Origin of the sequence: Polaromonas sp. LjRoot131 (assembly GCF_964252805.1) — a bacterium.
GTDB lineage: Bacteria > Pseudomonadota > Gammaproteobacteria > Burkholderiales > Burkholderiaceae_C > Polaromonas.
Window position 1 is genome coordinate 731,186 of sequence record NZ_CAXUPF020000002.1, and the last position, 15,976, is coordinate 747,161.

At 66.2% G+C, this 15,976-nt stretch carries 20 protein-coding genes; 9 read left to right on the forward strand and 11 right to left on the reverse strand.

Features of this window, described 5'->3' with window-relative positions:
* The first annotated feature begins 121 nt into the window (after window positions 1-121).
* Window positions 122-811 (forward strand): histidine phosphatase family protein, encoded by a 690-nt coding sequence (locus ACSQ27_RS13950; protein WP_436156079.1) that lies wholly within the window; start codon window positions 122-124, stop codon window positions 809-811.
* A 29-nt stretch (window positions 812-840) separates the two neighbouring features.
* Complete coding sequence (locus tag ACSQ27_RS13955; protein ID WP_436156080.1) at window positions 841-2,022, forward strand: DSD1 family PLP-dependent enzyme; 1,182 nt, start codon at window positions 841-843, stop codon at window positions 2,020-2,022.
* A gap of 15 nt (window positions 2,023-2,037) precedes the next feature.
* On the opposite strand, the gene ACSQ27_RS13960 is transcribed toward ACSQ27_RS13955, so the two are convergent.
* Genes ACSQ27_RS13960 through ruvA form a run of 6 tightly spaced genes read right to left on the reverse strand, consistent with a single transcriptional unit; the run spans window position 2,038 to window position 5,519 of the window.
* Window positions 2,038-2,508, reverse strand: a complete 471-nt coding sequence (locus ACSQ27_RS13960; RefSeq protein WP_436156081.1) for an energy transducer TonB — start codon at window positions 2,506-2,508, stop codon at window positions 2,038-2,040.
* Window positions 2,509-2,552: 44 nt separating this feature from the next.
* A complete protein-coding gene (locus ACSQ27_RS13965; RefSeq protein ID WP_436156082.1) occupies window positions 2,553-2,903 on the reverse strand; it encodes a hypothetical protein in 351 nt (116 codons plus the stop codon).
* Window positions 2,900-3,367, reverse strand: a complete 468-nt coding sequence (locus ACSQ27_RS13970; protein ID WP_436156083.1) for a hypothetical protein — start codon at window positions 3,365-3,367, stop codon at window positions 2,900-2,902. The genes ACSQ27_RS13965 and ACSQ27_RS13970 overlap by 4 nt, the downstream gene beginning before the upstream one ends.
* Window positions 3,368-3,369: 2 nt before the next feature.
* Window positions 3,370-4,437 carry a Holliday junction branch migration DNA helicase RuvB gene (gene ruvB / locus ACSQ27_RS13975; RefSeq protein WP_436156084.1) on the reverse strand — a complete coding sequence of 356 codons (1,068 nt, stop codon included), beginning with the start codon at window positions 4,435-4,437 and terminating at the stop codon, window positions 3,370-3,372.
* Window position 4,438: 1 nt separating this feature from the next.
* On the reverse strand, window positions 4,439-4,939 hold the full coding sequence (locus ACSQ27_RS13980) for a hypothetical protein (RefSeq protein ID WP_436156085.1): 501 nt from the start codon (window positions 4,937-4,939) through the stop codon (window positions 4,439-4,441).
* A gap of 7 nt (window positions 4,940-4,946) precedes the next feature.
* Window positions 4,947-5,519: a Holliday junction branch migration protein RuvA gene (gene ruvA / locus ACSQ27_RS13985; RefSeq protein ID WP_007867616.1), complete on the reverse strand. Its 573-nt coding sequence runs from the start codon at window positions 5,517-5,519 to the stop codon at window positions 4,947-4,949.
* 115 nt (window positions 5,520-5,634) lie between these two features.
* On the opposite strand from ruvA, the gene ACSQ27_RS13990 reads away from it, so the two are divergent.
* On the forward strand, window positions 5,635-6,648 hold the full coding sequence (locus ACSQ27_RS13990; protein WP_436156086.1) for a PhoH family protein: 1,014 nt from the start codon (window positions 5,635-5,637) through the stop codon (window positions 6,646-6,648).
* Window positions 6,638-7,093: an rRNA maturation RNase YbeY gene (gene ybeY, locus ACSQ27_RS13995; protein WP_436156087.1), complete on the forward strand. Its 456-nt coding sequence runs from the start codon at window positions 6,638-6,640 to the stop codon at window positions 7,091-7,093. The genes ACSQ27_RS13990 and ybeY overlap by 11 nt, the downstream gene beginning before the upstream one ends.
* 21 nt (window positions 7,094-7,114) lie before the next feature.
* Here ybeY and ACSQ27_RS14000 read toward each other — a convergent pair whose 3' ends face one another.
* The 4 genes from ACSQ27_RS14000 to ACSQ27_RS14015 form a co-directional block, all read right to left on the reverse strand.
* Window positions 7,115-7,795 carry a glycosyltransferase gene (locus ACSQ27_RS14000; RefSeq protein ID WP_436156088.1) on the reverse strand — a complete coding sequence of 227 codons (681 nt, stop codon included), beginning with the start codon at window positions 7,793-7,795 and terminating at the stop codon, window positions 7,115-7,117.
* A 90-nt stretch (window positions 7,796-7,885) separates the two neighbouring features.
* Window positions 7,886-8,335, reverse strand: coding sequence for a D-aminoacyl-tRNA deacylase (gene dtd / locus ACSQ27_RS14005; RefSeq protein ID WP_436156089.1), 450 nt, complete (start codon window positions 8,333-8,335; stop codon window positions 7,886-7,888).
* The gene (locus ACSQ27_RS14010) at window positions 8,335-9,087 is read right to left on the reverse strand and encodes a substrate-binding domain-containing protein (RefSeq protein WP_436156090.1); all 753 of its coding nucleotides are present in this window, start codon (window positions 9,085-9,087) and stop codon (window positions 8,335-8,337) included. Before ACSQ27_RS14010 ends, dtd begins: the two co-directional genes overlap by 1 nt.
* A 55-nt stretch (window positions 9,088-9,142) precedes the next feature.
* Complete coding sequence (locus ACSQ27_RS14015; protein ID WP_436156091.1) at window positions 9,143-10,057, reverse strand: cation diffusion facilitator family transporter; 915 nt, start codon at window positions 10,055-10,057, stop codon at window positions 9,143-9,145.
* A 147-nt stretch (window positions 10,058-10,204) separates the two neighbouring features.
* Between ACSQ27_RS14015 and ACSQ27_RS14020 the strand changes: the two genes are divergently transcribed.
* The 3 genes from ACSQ27_RS14020 to ACSQ27_RS14030 all read left to right on the forward strand — a co-directional run bounded on the left by ACSQ27_RS14020 (window position 10,205) and on the right by ACSQ27_RS14030 (window position 11,841).
* Window positions 10,205-10,606: a cupin domain-containing protein gene (locus ACSQ27_RS14020; RefSeq protein ID WP_436156092.1), complete on the forward strand. Its 402-nt coding sequence runs from the start codon at window positions 10,205-10,207 to the stop codon at window positions 10,604-10,606.
* Window positions 10,607-10,687: 81 nt separating this feature from the next.
* Window positions 10,688-11,233 carry a FecR family protein gene (locus ACSQ27_RS14025; protein WP_436156093.1) on the forward strand — a complete coding sequence of 182 codons (546 nt, stop codon included), beginning with the start codon at window positions 10,688-10,690 and terminating at the stop codon, window positions 11,231-11,233.
* Window positions 11,230-11,841: an OmpA family protein gene (locus ACSQ27_RS14030; RefSeq protein ID WP_436156094.1), complete on the forward strand. Its 612-nt coding sequence runs from the start codon at window positions 11,230-11,232 to the stop codon at window positions 11,839-11,841. Before ACSQ27_RS14025 ends, ACSQ27_RS14030 begins: the two co-directional genes overlap by 4 nt.
* Window positions 11,842-11,869: 28 nt before the next feature.
* Here the strand turns inward: ACSQ27_RS14030 and tyrS are convergent, their stop codons facing one another.
* The gene (gene tyrS / locus ACSQ27_RS14035) at window positions 11,870-13,102 is read right to left on the reverse strand and encodes a tyrosine--tRNA ligase (RefSeq protein ID WP_436156095.1); all 1,233 of its coding nucleotides are present in this window, start codon (window positions 13,100-13,102) and stop codon (window positions 11,870-11,872) included.
* Window positions 13,103-13,326: 224 nt separating this feature from the next.
* Between tyrS and ACSQ27_RS14040 the strand changes: the two genes are divergently transcribed.
* Together ACSQ27_RS14040 and ACSQ27_RS14045 are read left to right on the forward strand one after the other, a co-directional pair.
* Window positions 13,327-14,691, forward strand: a complete 1,365-nt coding sequence (locus ACSQ27_RS14040) for a M23 family metallopeptidase (protein WP_436156096.1) — start codon at window positions 13,327-13,329, stop codon at window positions 14,689-14,691.
* 145 nt (window positions 14,692-14,836) lie between these two features.
* The gene (locus ACSQ27_RS14045; RefSeq protein WP_436156097.1) at window positions 14,837-15,973 is read left to right on the forward strand and encodes an anhydro-N-acetylmuramic acid kinase; all 1,137 of its coding nucleotides are present in this window, start codon (window positions 14,837-14,839) and stop codon (window positions 15,971-15,973) included.
* Window positions 15,974-15,976 lie beyond the last annotated feature (3 nt).

Below are 15,976 nucleotides of genomic sequence, written 5' to 3' on the forward strand. Positions count from 1 at the left end.
GGGGGCGCTGCGCCTGCGGCCCGGCAAAGCCGGTTCCGCGGCCCTGGCTGGTATGGTGCGGCGGTGATTCTCTTGCCAGCGGTATCGAATCAACCCCCGTCTTTAACGAATTGATCTGCTCATGACAGAACCTACGCGCATCATTGCAATACGGCATGGCGAGACCATGTGGAACGTGGATACCCGAATCCAGGGCCACCTGGATATTCCGCTCAACGAAACCGGCCGCAGGCAGGCCGAGCGCATGGCGCTGGCGCTGGCCGATGAGCCCATCAGCGCGATCTATGCGAGCGACCTGACCCGCGCCTGGGAAACCGCACAGTACCTGGCCCGCATCCAGGGCATGGAAGTGACACGCGAGGAAGGACTGCGCGAGCGCGGTTTCGGCGACTTCGAGGGCAAAACCTTTGCCGAGATCGAGGCCTTGCTGCCCGACCAGTCCATGCGCTGGCGCAAGCGCGACCCCGAATTCGCGCCCGCCGGCGGCGAATCCCTGATTGCCCTGCGCAGCCGCGTGGTCGCCACGGCCGAGCGCCTGGCGGCCGCCCACCCGGGTGAGCTGATCGCACTGGTCGGCCACGGCGGCGTGATGGACGTGCTTTACCGCGCCGCGACGCGGCTGGACATCCAGGCACCGCGCACCTGGGAGCTCGGTAACGCGGCCATCAACCGCCTCCTTTGGACACCCGAAGGCTTTACGCTCGTCGGCTGGGCCGACACCCAACACCTGGACGATGGCACACTGGACGACAGCGCCTTCCCCGGCGCCCTTCCCGGCGGCGGCTCCCGCGACCCGCTGAGCGCACAATAAAGACCCGAAGAGATACGACGCAGCACCTCATGAGTACCTTGCCCACCCGCCTGGCCGATCTGATCGGCAAGCCGGTCAACGACATCGACACCCCCGCCCTGGTCATCGACATGGACGCGATGAAGCGCAACCTCGCGCGCATGGCCGAGTTCGCCAAAAAGCACAACATCCGCTGGCGTCCGCATGCCAAACTGCACAAAAGCGCCACGCTGGCCAAGATGCAGGTACGCGCCGGCGCGGTCGGCGTCTGCGTGCAAAAGACCTCCGAAGCCGAAATCATGGTGGCCGGCGGCGTCACGGACATCTACATCAGCAATGAGGTCATCGCCCCCGCCAAGCTGGCGCGCGTGGCTGCTCTGGCCCAGAAGCTCGCCGCCCAGGGCGGCCGACTCGCCATCGCGGTCGACAGCACCGAAGGCGTGATCCGCCTGGCGCAGGCCATGACCGAGGCGCGCAGCGCCACCGGCGTGGCCACCGTGATCGACGTGTTCGTCGAAATCGACGTCGGCCAGGGCCGCTGCGGTGTCGAGCCCGGCGCCGCCGCCGTCACGCTGGTACTGGAAATCCGCAAACACCCGGCCCTGCGCTTTGCCGGCCTGCAGGCCTACCACGGCAAGGCCCAGCACATGCGCAGCGGGCAGGAAAGGCGCGAGGCCATCGCCAAGGCCGTCGAGGCCGTGGTGCTCACGCGCAAGCTGGTCGAGGCCCAGGGCATCACGGTGGACCTGGTCACCGGCGCCGGTACCGGCAGCCTGATGCTGGAGGCGGCCAGCGGCGTCTACGGCGAGCTGCAGGCCGGCTCCTTCATGTTCATGGACGCCGACTACGCGAAAAACGAGCGCGACGCGGCCCAGCCGCAGTTCGAGCACGCGCTTTTCATCAAGACCCAGGTCATCAGCACGCATGGCGGCCACGCGGTCTGCGATGCCGGCCACAAGAGCCATGCGATCGACTCCGGCCTGCCGCTGGTGCATGCCTTCGACGCTGAAAGCGAGCTCGAGTATTTCAACGGCGGCGACGAGCACGGCATCCTGCGGCCCGCCGGCGACAGCACGCGCCTGCCCGGCCTGGGCCGCATGCTGTGGCTGATCCCGGGGCACTGCGACCCCACCGTGAATCTGCACGACGTGATGATAGGCGTGACGGGCGGCCTGCGCAGCGGCACCGTGCAGCGCCTCTTCCGGGTCGATGCGCGCGGCGCGCTGACCTGAGTTGCCGGTTTCGTTCTAGAAATTCACGCCGTAGACGGCATACATCGGTGATGCCGCGCCGTTGACGCGCCCGCCGCGGTACTCGGCCTCGCGCACCGATCGCAGCACCGCCTCGTTGAGCTCGGCATGCGTGGACGACAGCACCCGCGCGTCCAGCAGCTTACCCTCGGCGTCCAGCAGCGCAATCACCACGACACGGCCGTGCAGGCCTTGCGCGCGCCAGGCCTGCAGCGCGTCCAGCGCACCCGGCTTGCGCACGCGCGCGATTGAAATCTTCTGCCCCATGCCGTCGCCATCCTGCATCTTCGGCGCCTGCGGGTGGTCGGCGTAGAGCTTGCTCATCTGCTTGAACAGTTCGGGAAATTCCGGCAGGCTGGAAGCGGCCGCCAGCGGCACGGCCGGGTTGGGTGTGCGCGGTGTGGGCGGGTTGCCGGTGGCCGCGCAACCCGCCAGCATGCAAGCCAGGCCCAGGAGGGCGGCAGGCATCCGGCCCAACAGCCCGGAAAAAAGCCTGAAGTAAAACCGCAGGGTCATGATTTCGCGGCCATGGCTTCGGCGTCACGGGCGTGGATGACAAAGACCATGGACGTCATGATCGTTCCATAGGCCAGACAGGCAAGGGCGCCAAGCCAGGATAGAAAGTTCCAGGCGTTGTAGTGGCCCGGATTGGTTTTCAGTTCTTTGGCATAGTCCGGTGACGCGCCGGGCAGGCCACGTGCCGCGCTGTAGTCAAGCGCGGCGTCGCCGAGAAAATAAAACCCCGCGATGCAGGCCGCAACGCCAAGGAAAAAGATGGCACCCTTGGGCCATTCGATACCTTTGACGAAGAACAGGGACAGCGCAAGGGCTGTGCCGCCCGCGAAAAAAAGCTTTCCCGTCACTTTGGGCGATCCCAGCGCAGCAGTTGTTGCCAGACCCAGGGCAGGGGCGCAAACAGCCACTCGGACGCGGGCGCCAGCCCGCTCCATCGCAGCCTGGAGAGGGCGCCGCCGGACACCTCCGTCAGGACGATGACACACACGCAGGTGGCCACGGCGACATAGCAGACCTGGCGAAACGTCGTGCAGGCGGCCGCCGAGGCGCTTGACCAGTGGCGCTGCACCAGGTGCGTGGCCCATCCCAACGCCAGGAGGGTGGTCCCGGCGGAGCCCAGCCATGCGGCCGTACCCCGCAGCATGGCGAAGTCATCAAGCACAAACACCGGCAGGTAGCCGAACAGCACGCCGCTCAGGGCATAGGCCAGCAGGATGGCCACCGCCACGCCCAGGCCCGTTGAATGGAAGAATTGCTGTTCGGCGCTGGCTGCCGGGTTTGCCGCCGCCGACAAGGCTGACCACTGTCCCATTTTCAGGCGTTGAACATGTCGTTTCCGCTGGCCGGCGGCGCCACGCCCAGGTGCCGGTAAGCGGCCAGCGTGGCGATGCGCCCGCGCGGCGTGCGCTGCAGATAGCCTTGCTGGATCAAATAGGGCTCGATCACGTCTTCGATCGTGTCGCGTTCCTCGCCGATGCTGGCGGCGATGTTGTCCAGGCCCACCGGGCCGCCGTCGAAGCGGTGGATGACGGCTTCGAGCAGCTTGCGGTCCATCACGTCAAAGCCCTGCGGGTCCACGTCCAGCATGGCCAGCGCCTTGTTGGCGATGTCCAGCGAGATATGGCCGCTGCCCTTGACGTCGGCGTAGTCGCGCACGCGGCGCAGCAGGCGGTTGGCGATGCGCGGCGTGCCGCGCGAGCGGCGGGCGATCTCAAAGCCGCCTTCCTCGTCCATGGGCGCGTTGAGCAGCTTGGCGCTGCGCCTGACGATGCGCGCGAGTTCGTCGGGCGTGTAGAACTCCAGCCGCGCGACAATGCCGAAGCGGTCGCGCAGCGGGTTGGTCAGCATGCCGGCGCGCGTGGTGGCGCCCACCAGGGTGAAGGGCTGCAGGTCCAGCTTGATGCTGCGCGCCGCCGGGCCTTCGCCGATCATGATGTCGATCTGGTAATCCTCCAGCGCGGGATAGAGGATTTCCTCCACCACCGGGCTCAGGCGGTGGATTTCGTCGATGAACAGGACGTCGTTCTTTTCGAGGTTGGTCAGCAGCGCCGCCAGGTCCTTGGGTTTTTCGAGCACCGGGCCCGAGGTCTGCCGCAGGTTCACGCCCAGTTCGTGCGCGATGATGTGGGACAGCGTGGTCTTGCCAAGGCCGGGCGGGCCGAACAGCAGTACGTGGTCCAGTGCCTCGTTGCGCTTTTTGGCCGCGCCTATGAAAATTTCGAGCTGGTCGCGCACCTTGGTCTGGCCCACGTATTCGTCAAACAGCTTGGGGCGCAAGGCGCGCTCGATGGCCTCCTCGCCAGGCGAGGCCGGCGCGGCCGACATCACGCGCTTGGCGGGTGGGAAGTCGCCGGAAGAGAAATCGTCGGTCTGGATGCTCATGTCAATTCTCTGCAGAAATGCCGTTCATTACGCTGGTATCGCTCAGTGTCGACAAGTCAGATTTTTCAGGTCTGTTGCCAAACGCAGCCAGATAGGCGGCCGGGTCATTAAAAAGCGCTCTTCTTGCTCGTAGTTCCGAAAGGTTCGTGAGGACCAGTTTCGGTTTTTCGTGTTGATCCATCGTAGTAGTCGCAAGGCAATGCCAGTAATGTCCTTCGCTGTCTGCCAGCAGCATATCGTTGTAGACAAAGAACAATCCACCTTGTTCATCCCCCAGATGTCCTGTGGATGGTTTTTCTCTAAGGGGCCGATACCATTTGAGCGCTTCTTCTGCCGCAAGCATGTCGTTTGTCGATCCTTGCCGGCGAGCCCCAAACCGCTCGGCAAGCGCAGCTGATTCTTTTTTCCTCAAAACATGCGCCAACTGCCGGATTCGGCGCACTTCGACCCCCATCAACATCAGAACTGCAACGCCCAGGGCGCCAACAATCCAGGTCAACATCTGGTTGTCATTTCGCCAGCGCCTTCAGCGCCAGCTTGATACCGTCACTCACACCAATATCTTTCGGCAGGGCTTTCAACGCCAGCGCGGCATCGCGGTCGCTGTAGCCCAGCGCCACCAGGGCCTGCAGGATGTCGGACTGGGCGTCGTTGGCCACGCTGACCTGCACGCCGATGTCGGCGCCCAGCTTGCCCTTCAATTCGAGCAGCAGGCGCTCGGCGGTCTTTTTGCCGATGCCGGGCACCTTGATGATGCGGCCGGCTTCCTGCTGGGTCACCGCCTGCGAGAGTTCCTCGACGCTCATGCCGCTGAGCACGCTGAGCGCGGTGCGCGGGCCCACGCCGGAAATCTTGATCAGCTGGCGGAAGGCGGCGCGCTCGGTGGCGCTGCCGAAGCCGTAAAGGATTTGCGCGTCTTCGCGCACCACGAAGTGCGTCAGCAGGCTGACTTTTTCGCCCAGGCCGGGCAGGTTGTAGAAGGTGCTCATGGGCACCAGCACTTCATAGCCGACGCCGTTGCAGTCCACCAGGATTTCCGGGGGATTTTTTTCGGCCAGCTGGCCTGAGAGTCTTCCAATCATGGGCAAATCTTATCAGTCAGGCGCTGGCGCCTGTTTGGGCGGACAATTGCGTTCCGGCCGGCGCTGCCGCCGGCATTGGCCCCATCGTTCGCCCTTTTTCAGGAAAACCCGCGCCTTGATTCTTCGCCACACCTTCACGCCGCCCAACAACACCCGCATGGGCCACCTGTGCGGGCCCATGGACAGCCACATCCGCACCATAGAGGCGGCGCTGGACGTCACGATCGCGCACCGCTTCGAGCAGTTCAAGATCGACGGCACCAAGGTGAAGGCGACCCTGGCGCTGGAGGTGCTGCAAGCCCTATACGAAATCGCCCAGCGGCCCATAGAACCCGAAACCGTGCAGCTGATGCTGGCCGGCGACACGGCTCTCAGCATCGCGCCCGACGGCACCGCGGCGCTCTCAACCCGGCGCGCCGACCTGCGCGCCCGCACCACCAACCAGGGTACCTACCTGGAAAACATCGCCACGCACGACATCACTTTCGGCATCGGCCCGGCCGGCACCGGCAAGACCTACCTGGCCGTGGCCTGCGCGGTTGATGCGCTGGAGCGCAGCACGGTGCAGCGCATCGTGCTGACACGCCCGGCGGTCGAAGCCGGCGAACGCCTGGGATTCCTGCCGGGCGACCTGAGCCAGAAGGTGGACCCTTACCTGCGCCCGCTGTACGACGCGCTGCACGAGCTGATGGGCTTTGAGCGCGTGCAGAAAGCCTTCGAGCGCCAGCAGATCGAGATTGCGCCGCTGGCCTTCATGCGCGGCCGCACGCTGAACCATGCGTTTGTCATCCTTGACGAGGCGCAAAACACCACGCCCGAGCAGATGAAGATGTTCCTGACGCGTATCGGCTTCGGCAGCAAGGCGGTGGTCACGGGCGACGTGAGCCAGGTGGACCTGCCGCGCACGCAGCTCAGCGGCCTGGTCGATGCCGAGCGCGTGCTCAAGCGTGTCAAGGGCATCGCCATCACCCGCCTGACCAGCGCCGACGTGGTGCGCCACCCGCTGGTGGCGCGCATCGTCGATGCCTACGACAAATCGCCGGGCCGGCCGGCCCCCGCGGAGGAGGGTGCCGAACTCGTGGCTGCGCCCGCCCGCCGCGCCAGCGCCCGGAGCCGCAATGGCTCTTAAACAATTGAGTCTGTCGCTGCAGTTCGGCGACCTGAAAAACGCCGCGCGCCACCGCGCGGCCCTGCCGCGCCACGGCGTGGCCCGCTGGATACGCCACGCGCTCGCGCAGGACGGCGAGATCACCGTGCGCATCGTGGATGCCGAGGAAGGCCAGGCGTTGAACCGCGACTACCGCCAGCGCGATTACGCCACCAACGTGCTGACCTTCGACTACACGCAGGAGCCGGTGGTGACCGCCGACCTGGTGCTGTGCGCGCCGGTGGTTGCCAAAGAGGCGAAAGACAACAAAAAGACGTTGCAGGCCCACTACGCGCATTTGCTGGTGCACGGCACGCTGCACGCCCAGGGCTGGGACCATGAAACCGGCGAGGAAGATGCCGAGGCCATGGAGGCGGAGGAAATCCGCATCCTGGCGGGGCTGGGGTTTAAAAACCCTTATCGCTGAGTTTCCGGGCCCGGTTCGCCTTCAGGATTTCCACTTGTCCATATAGGCCGCATAACCGGCGCGCCAGGACGGGGTGCCGAAGACGCCGCTGCTTTGATGCACCACGGAAATAGGCCAGGTGCCCATGCTGAGTCCCAGCTGTTCGGCTTCACGGCAAAAGTCGAGGTCGTAAAAATGGAAGTTGAAACGCTCGTCAAAGCGCAGGCCTTTTTTGATCAGCAATTCGCTTTCGCAGGCCATCAGCAGGCCGTCCAGCAGCTTGACCGGCACGCCCGACGGGCCAAAGACGCTGAGATTGGAGGAGGGAAAGCCGTCGCCGTGGCCCACCACGCCGCTGAGGTTTTCGCGCGCGTCCCAGGTGAGCTTTTCATCGATAAACGCCCAGCCCGGCTGGCGCGGCACACGGCGCCGGTTGCCCGCCAGGCCGATGATGTCGTATTTCGCGAGCCCCTCGCGTAAATGGTCGGCCCAGAAAAAATCGCAAAGGTGCAGGTCGTCATGGCAGAAAACCAGCAGTGCCGGCTGCTCCCGCGCCTCCTCGATGGCCTGGTTGTAGACGGAGGGCAGGCCGGCGGTATTGCTTTCGAACACCCGCACCTGTATGCCGCCCAGCGGGTAGTAGAGGGCCAGCGAGCGGCCCAGCGCGGTACCGGTGAAGAAGTTGTCAAAACTGGAGCGCGTGGCGACGACAAAACGGATCATGGGCACCCTAAAAAATTGGCAGTGTTGGGCCGGCTGCGGGAACCCGCTTGCCGCCCATTCACCTGCCGGTTTATACCTCAGCTCTCTTGCTCAGGCTGCCGGGTCAATCCGCAGCGGAATCGTCACCGGCCCATCGTTGACCAGGTGCACCTGCATGTCGGCGGCAAACCGGCCGGTTTCCACCTGCGGGTGCGCGGCCCGCGCCTGCGCCACAAAGTGGTCGTAGAGCCGGCGGCCGTCCTCGGGCGCCGCCGCGCCGGTGAAGCTGGGCCGGTTGCCGCCCGAGGCGTCGGCGGCCAGCGTGAACTGGCTCACGATGAGCAGGCCGCCTTTGACGTCCTGCACCGACAGGTTCATCTTGCCGGCCTCGTCGGAGAAGATGCGCAGCTTGAGGATCTTGGCGAGCAATTTGTCGGCCTGCGCCTCGGCATCGCCGCGTTCGGCGCAGACCAGCACCAGCAGCCCCGGGCCGATCTGGCCGGCGGTCTCGCCGGCAATCACCACGCGGGCCTCGGCCACGCGCTGAAGCAGCGCCTTCATCAGTCGGTCACGCCGGCGGCGACGAACAGCGGTTTGCCCACCGGCCCCGAGAGGAAGCTCACGAACTGCTGGGACAGCTCCTGCTGTTTTCCCGAGGCCAGCGGCGCGGCGGTGTAAGAGGTGTAGTTCTGCACCTCGGCCGGCACCGGTCCGGCGAACTTCAGGCCCTTGCCCTGGTAGAGCAGGATTTCAGTGATCGCGCCGAAGCCGATCTCGTTGCCTTTGCCCTTGATGACGTGTTCCATCACGGCGGCGCCGTCAGGGTAGCGGGTCGTCTTGCCTTCGACCTGCGCATAGACGTCCATCTTCTTGAGCAGGCCTTCGAGGTACAGGCCGGTGGACGCGCGGTTGAAGACCAGCGAGTCGGCGGCGAGTACCGAGCGCTTGAGCGCCTCGGCGCTGGAAATATCGGGCGCCGCCGCGCCGTCGCGCACGGCCACGCCCATGCCGACGCGGCCGACGTTGGCGCGTGTTTCAGAGAGCTTGCTGGCCGCCGCGAATTCGCCGATCACGGCGGGCGGCGCGATCACCACGTCAAACGCCGGGTTGGACCCCATGCGTTTTTTCAGCTCGGGCGCGGTGTTGAAGTTGATCTTCACGCTGTGGCCGGTCTGTTTTTCAAACGCGGCTGCCGCGGCCTTCAGGCCCGGCTCGATGGCGCCGGCGCTGAGCACGGCAAGCTCGGCGGCTTGCGCGCCCAAGCTGAGCAGTGCGCCGGCTAGCGCTTGGGCAAGTATCGAGATGGGTTTCATGAAGGACTCCTGGGCAATAAAGGAACGGGGAAATTATCGGAGAGAGAGGGCGTATTCAGATCAGGTCGGCTTCGTCGCCGGAATGCGCTTCGACGTCGCTGGGCAACAACTGGATGGTCGCGCGCAGGCCGGGCACGGCGCTCATCAGCGCCTGCTCGACGCTGGCCCGCACGGCGGCGGCTCGCCCCAGCGACCAGTTGGCCGGCATGTGCATGTGCAGGTCGACAAAGCGCCGCTGGCCGGCGCGGCGCGTGCTGAGGTGGTCAAAGCGGATGGTGGGATGGGCAAAGCCGTCCAGTGCCTTCTGGATTTCGGCCATCACCTCGGGCTCCACGGCCTCGTCCATCAGGCCCTGCGACGAGCGCCACACCAGCCGGCAGCCTTCCCACAGGATGTTGAGGGCCACGCCGATGGCCACTACCGCGTCCAGCCACAGCCAGCCGGTGGCGATCACGGCGCCTATGCCAACGACCACGCCCGCCGAGGTCCAGACGTCGGTCACCAGGTGCCTGGCGTCGGCCTCGAGTGCGATGGATCGGTGCGCTTTGGCCACGCCAAACATGACCCAGGCCAGCAGGCCGTTGAGGGCCGAGCTGCCCACCGCCAGCGCCAGGCCCCAGCCCATTTTCTCCAGCGGCTGCGGGTTCAGGAGGCGATGGGTCGCGGCCCAGATGATGGCCATGGCCGCGCCTATGATCAGCGCGCCTTCAAAGCCGGAGGAAAAATACTCGGCCTTGTGGTGGCCGTAGGGATGTTCAGTGTCGGCGGGCCGCTGCGCGATGGTGACCATGGCCAGGCCGAAGAGCGCGCTGGCCAGGTTGACGAAAGACTCCATGGCATCCGACAAAAGGCCCACCGAGCCGGTGATGTGCCAGGCCGCCGTCTTGAGGAGGATGGTGAGCACCGCGACGGCCACGGAGGCAAGCAGCATGCGCTGCGGCGTCAGGGCCTGGAGGGCGGTCGAACTCATGGCGCTATTGTGAACGACGGGCCGCTGCGGCGCGTGCGCCAAGGGTTGTTCCCAGGGCCGGCGCTGGGCACGGCCGCTAGGATGGGTGCGCGCCGCAGCCCTGCGCGCGATCCAACCCAAGCTTGAACAACTCCTGAGGAAACACCCATGAAAATCCAGAAACGCAGCGTGGCCCTGTTGCTGGGCACCGTGCTGGCCGTCTCGGCCGGCGCCTTGTTCGCGCAGGCCTCGGGCCTCACGCGCACCCTGGTCGGCAAAGCCGACGTCTCCGTGCCCGGGCGTGAGGCCGTGGTGGCGCGTGTCGACGTGGCGCCCGGCGCCAAGGCCGGCCGCCACACGCATCCCGGCGATGAGATCAGCTATGTGCTCGAAGGCGAGGCCACCTTGCTGATCGACGGCCAGCCGCCGCGCCAGGTCAAGGCCGGCGAGTCCTTTGTCATTCCGGCCGGCGTGGTGCATGACGCCCACAACAACGCGGCCGTGCCCATCAAGCTGGTGGGCGTCTACGTGGTGGAAAAAGGCAAGCCGCTGGCCTCGCCCGCACCTTGAGTCCTTGCCCGCCGCACGCGGGCTTTGCGCGCAGCGGGAAACTCCGGTCGCCAATGCGACAATGGCCGCCGGAGTACAACAATGACCTATCCGCATCTGATCGCAGCCACCGTGCTGGCGCTGGCTGTGGTCGGCGCGCACGCGCAGGCCCCGTCGGCAACAACGCCGCCACCCTCCGTCCCCGAAGCCCCGAATATCGCCGCGGCGGCTTTGGTCCCCACCCCTGTTGAAGTCCTCACCCGGCAGGCCGGCTTCCTCAAGACCCTGAAGGGCAGCGTTCAGCTGCAGGAAGCCGCCGGCACCGCGGTACGCCCGGCGCAGGCCGGCGATGCGCTGCTGCCCGGCGGGCGCATCACGACAGGCCCTGATTCCGCCGCCAGCGTGGTGTTGCGCGACGGCACCACGCTGGTGGTCGGGCCGTCCTCGCACATGGAACTCAAGGCCTTCAGCTTTGACGCGACCACCCATGACGGCAGCCTGCTGGCCTCGCTGCTCAAGGGCTCGCTGCGCATGATCACCGGCCTGCTCGGCAAGTCGCACCCGGAAGCGGTGCGCATCGAAACGCAGTTCGCCTTTGTCGGTGTGCGCGGAACCGACTTCATCGTGCAGGCGGACCAGCAGCCATGAGCCGCCTTTCCCTTTTCATGCCCGTCGCGCTGGTCCTGCTGCTGGCGGCCTGTTCCACGCCCGGCACGCGCGTGGTGCTGCTGCCGCAGGAAGGCGGCGCGCCGTCCGCCGTGGTGGTGCGCGCCAAAGCCGGCCCAGGCGTCGAAACCACCTTGACCCAGCCCTACCACCGCGCCACCGCGGCGTCGGGCGCCGCCGGCGCACCCAAGCTGGACCAGGCCGATCCGGCCCAGGTGCAGGCCGAGCATCGCGCGCTGTTCGAGATGGCGCCGCCCCGGCCGCAGCGCTACACGCTGTATTTCGACGCGGGCGGAACGGTGCTCACGGCCGAGTCGCAGAAGATACTTGAGGAAGTGCTGGCCGCGGCGCTGGCCCGCAGCGGCGGCGACATGGTGATCACCGGCCATACCGACACCGTGGGCTCGGGCGCCAGCAACGACGCCTTGTCGGCTGAGCGCGCGCAGCAGGTGCGGCAGATGCTGGCCGGGCGCCAGTTCCCGGCTGAGCGCATCGAGGCGGCCGGCCGGGGTGAGCGTGATCTCGCCGTGCCGACGGCCGACGAGGTCGACGAGCCGCGCAACCGGCGCGTCACCATCGAGGTTCGTTAATTAAGTCAGGCGCTGGGGCGCGCGGGGATCAGCCCAGCGTCACGCGCGCGAACTTGCGCTTGCCGACCTGCAGCACATAGGTGCCGGCCGCCAGCTTGAGCGCCTTGTCGCTCACCACGCTGGAGTCCACCCGCACACCGCCGCCGTCGATCAGGCGCGTGGCTTCGCTGCCCGAAGGCGCCAGGCCCGCAGCTTTGAGCAGCGCGCCTATGCCCATGGGCGCACCGGTCAGCGACACCTCGGGAATCTCGTCCGGCACGCCGCCCTTGCTGCGGTTGATGAAATCCTGCTCGGCGGCCTCGGCCGCGGCGGCCGAGTGAAAGCGCGCGGTGATTTCCTTGGCCAGCGCCACCTTGGCGTCCTTGGGATTGCGCCCGCCTTCCACCTCGGCTTTCAGGGCCGCGATGTCGGCTTCGCTCTTGAAGGACAGCAGGGTGTACCACTTCCACATCAGCACGTCGGAAATCGACAGCACCTTGGCGAACATGGTGTTGGCGTCCTCGCTGATGCCGATGTAGTTGTTCTTGCTCTTGGACATCTTGTCGATGCCGTCCAGGCCCTCGAGCAGCGGCATGGTCAGGATGCATTGCGGCTCCTGTCCATACTCCTGCTGCAGGTGGCGGCCCATCAGCAGGTTGAACTTCTGGTCGGTGCCGCCGAGTTCAAGGTCGCTCTTGAGGGCCACCGAGTCGTAGCCCTGCATCAGCGGGTACAGAAACTCGTGCACGCTGATGGGCGTGCCGGCCTTGAAGCGGTCGTTGAAGTCGTTGCGCTCCATCATGCGCGCCACGGTGTAGCGCGAGGCCAACTGGATCATGCCGGTGGCGCCCAGCGGTTCGCTCCACTCGCTGTTGTAGCGCAACTCGGTTTTAGAGGGGTCGAGGATTTTGTCGGCCTGCGCGCGGTAGGTCTCGGCGTTGACCTTGATCTGCTCGGGCGTGAGCGGCGGGCGTGTGCTGTTGCGGCCCGAGGGGTCGCCGATCAGGCTGGTGAAATCGCCTATAAGAAAAATGACTGTATGGCCCAGATCCTGGAGCTGACGCATTTTGTTCAGCACCACGGTGTGGCCGACATGAATGTCAGGCGCGGTCGGGTCCAGGCCCAGCTTGATGCGCAGCGGGACGCCGGTGGCCTCGGATTTGGCCAGTTTTTGTATCCAATCGTTTTCCGGGATGAGTTCTTCGCAGCCGCGCAGGGTGGTCGCGAGGGCCATCTTTACACGGTCGGTGACGGGGTATTTTGTAACAAGCGCTTGATTCATAAGGGTTTTTCACATGTCGGGGGATTGTCCGACAGATATACTGGCGGCTCTCCTGCATCCAGCGGGCCATTTTAGTTGGCCTGCAAATTGCTGATCAGGAACCACATCGTCTGGATGGCTCAGGCCCCACCCCTCAACCAGGGCTGGCCATCAAAGCTCTCCATGTTTTATACAGCAGTCCGGCGCTCCGCAGCGCCCGATGCATTTTTGTTGGGAATTTCGCTTTGAGACTGCCAGCCCCCACCCAGATTTTGCTTCCCGTCGCCCACAGCCTGCGCCGCCACCCCAAGCGGGTTGCCGCCACCCTTGCAGTCCTGCTGCTGGGCACCGGTGTCACCGCCTTCGGCGTCGCGCCCATGGCACCCGACGCCGCCGACCTGCCGGTACGCCAGGTGCTTGAAGCGGTGGAATCCCTGCCCACCCAGGCCCAGACCGATTCGCTGATCGATTTCCGCTTCAAGCTGTTCCGCACCGAAAGCACGCGCAGCAGCGACACCGCCGACTCCCTGCTCAAGCGCCTGAACATCGACGACAGCGCGGCCGCCGCCTTTTTGCGCAGCGACGCCAATGCGCGCACCCTGCTCGCCGGCCGCGCCGGCAAGAACGTGACCGTCGAAGCCAGCGACAGCCAGCAGTTGCTCAAGCTCAGCATGCGCTGGCCCACCGACGACGAAACCCTGTTCAAGCGCTTGGTCGTCGAACGCGGCGCCGCCGGCTTCACGTCGCGCATTGAGACCGCGCCTTACGTCGCCACCGCGCGCCTTTCAAGCGGCAGCATCCAGACCTCGCTGTTCGCCGCCACCGACGATGCCCGCATCCCCGACGGCGTGGCCGTGCAGATCGCCGAAATCTTCTCCAGCGACATCGATTTCCGCCGCGCGCTGCGCAAGGGCGACCGCTTCAACGTGGTCTATGAATCCCTGGAAGCCGACGGCGAGCCGCTGCGCACCGGCCGCGTGCTGTCGGCCGAATTCGTCAATGCCGGCAAGGCCTACCAGGCCATGTGGTTCCAGCCCCCGGGCGTGGACGCCGCCGGCGCCGCCAACAAGGGCGGCTACTACACCCTCGACGGCCAGAGCCTGCGCCGCGCCTACCTGAGCTCGCCGGTCGAGTTCTCGCGCATCAGCAGCGGTTTTTCGATGCGCTTTCACCCCATCCTGCAAAAGTGGCGCGCCCACCTGGGCACCGACTTCGCATCCCCCACCGGCACGCCCGCGCGCACCGTGGGCGACGGCGTGGTCGAATTTTCCGGTGTGCAGAACGGCTACGGCAACGTGGTCTTCGTCAGGCACCGCAACGGCCATGAAACCGTCTACGCCCACCTGAGCAAGCTCATGGTGCAAAAAGGCCAGAGCGTGAGCCAGGGCCAGACCATTGGTCTCGTCGGCAGCACCGGCTGGGCCACCGGCCCGCACCTGCATTTCGAGTTCCGCGTCAACGGCGTGCACCAGGACCCGATGATGATCGCCAAGCAAAGCGAGACCATTCCCGTCGCCGCGGCCTCCATGCCGCTGTTCAGGGAGCGTGCAGCCGGCGTGAAGACCCAGTTGCTCGCAGCAGCAACGATCACGCAAACCCGCGCTGAATAACTGGGCCCCCACGTTCGCTCACTGCGTGTAACCTGCGGCTTCTCTCTGCCCCTTTCATCACGAAAGGGCCGCTGCGCCTGCGGCCCGGCAAAGCCGGTTCCGCGGCCCCTGCTGGTAGGGGAACTCACTGCGGCAAAATAGCCGCATGATGGATTACTACATTGGCCTGATGTCAGGCACCTCGCTTGACGGCGCTGACGGCGTTCTGGTGGTGTTTGAGGGCGACAAGCTGCGTGTCCTCGCCGCCGCGACCGAAGCTTTCAGCGACGCCTTTCACGCCGAGCTGCTGGCGCTGAACACGCCCACCGACAACGAACTGCACCGCGCCGCCCTTGCCGGCAACCAGATTGCCGCGGTGTATGCCAAGGTCGTCGCCGCGCTGCTGGCCCAGGCCGCGAAGCAGGACATCTCGCCGCTGGACATCAAGGCCATAGGCGCACACGGCCAGACCGTGCGGCACCAGCCGCAAAGAAGCTCAAACGAGCCGGCAGGCGCCGGCTACACGCTGCAGCTCAACAACCCGGCCCTGCTGGCCGAGCTCACGGGCATTACCGTGGCCGCCGATTTCCGCAGCCGCGACGTAGCTGCGGGCGGCCAGGGCGCGCCGCTGGTGCCGGCATTCCACCAGGGCGTTTTCGGCCGTGAAGACGCCACCGTGTGCGTGCTCAACCTGGGCGGCATTTCCAACCTCAGCGTGTTGCCGAAAGCGGCGGCTTCGCCGGTGCTGGGCTTTGACTGCGGGCCCGGCAATGCGCTGATGGACGCCTGGTGCCGGCAGCACACCGGCCAGCCCTACGACGCCGGTGGCGCCTGGGCGGCCAGCGGCAAGCTGCTGCCCGCGCTGCTGGACAGCCTGTTGGCCGAGCCCTATTTTTCGCAGCCGATTCCCAAGAGCACGGGCCGCGACCTGTTCAGCCTGGACTGGCTGGCAAGCAAGCTCCAGCTCTTTGCCGGCGAGCGGCCCGAGGACATCCAGAACACCTTGGCCGAGTTCACCGCCAGAGCCTGCATCCTGGGCGTCGAGGCTTACGGCAAAGGCAGCGGGTCGCTGATCGTCTGCGGCGGCGGCGCCTTCAACAGCCACCTGCTGGCGCGCCTGCAGGCCGGTTTGCCCTCGCTGCGCGTCAGCACCTCCGACCAGCACGGCCTGCCGCCCTTGCAGGTGGAGGCGGCGGCATTTGCATGGCTGGCGCGGCAACTGGTGCTGGGCCGGCCCGGCAACCTGCCCAGCGTGACCGGCGCGCGCGGCCTCAGGGTGCTGGGCGCGCTCTATCCCGCCTAGGGC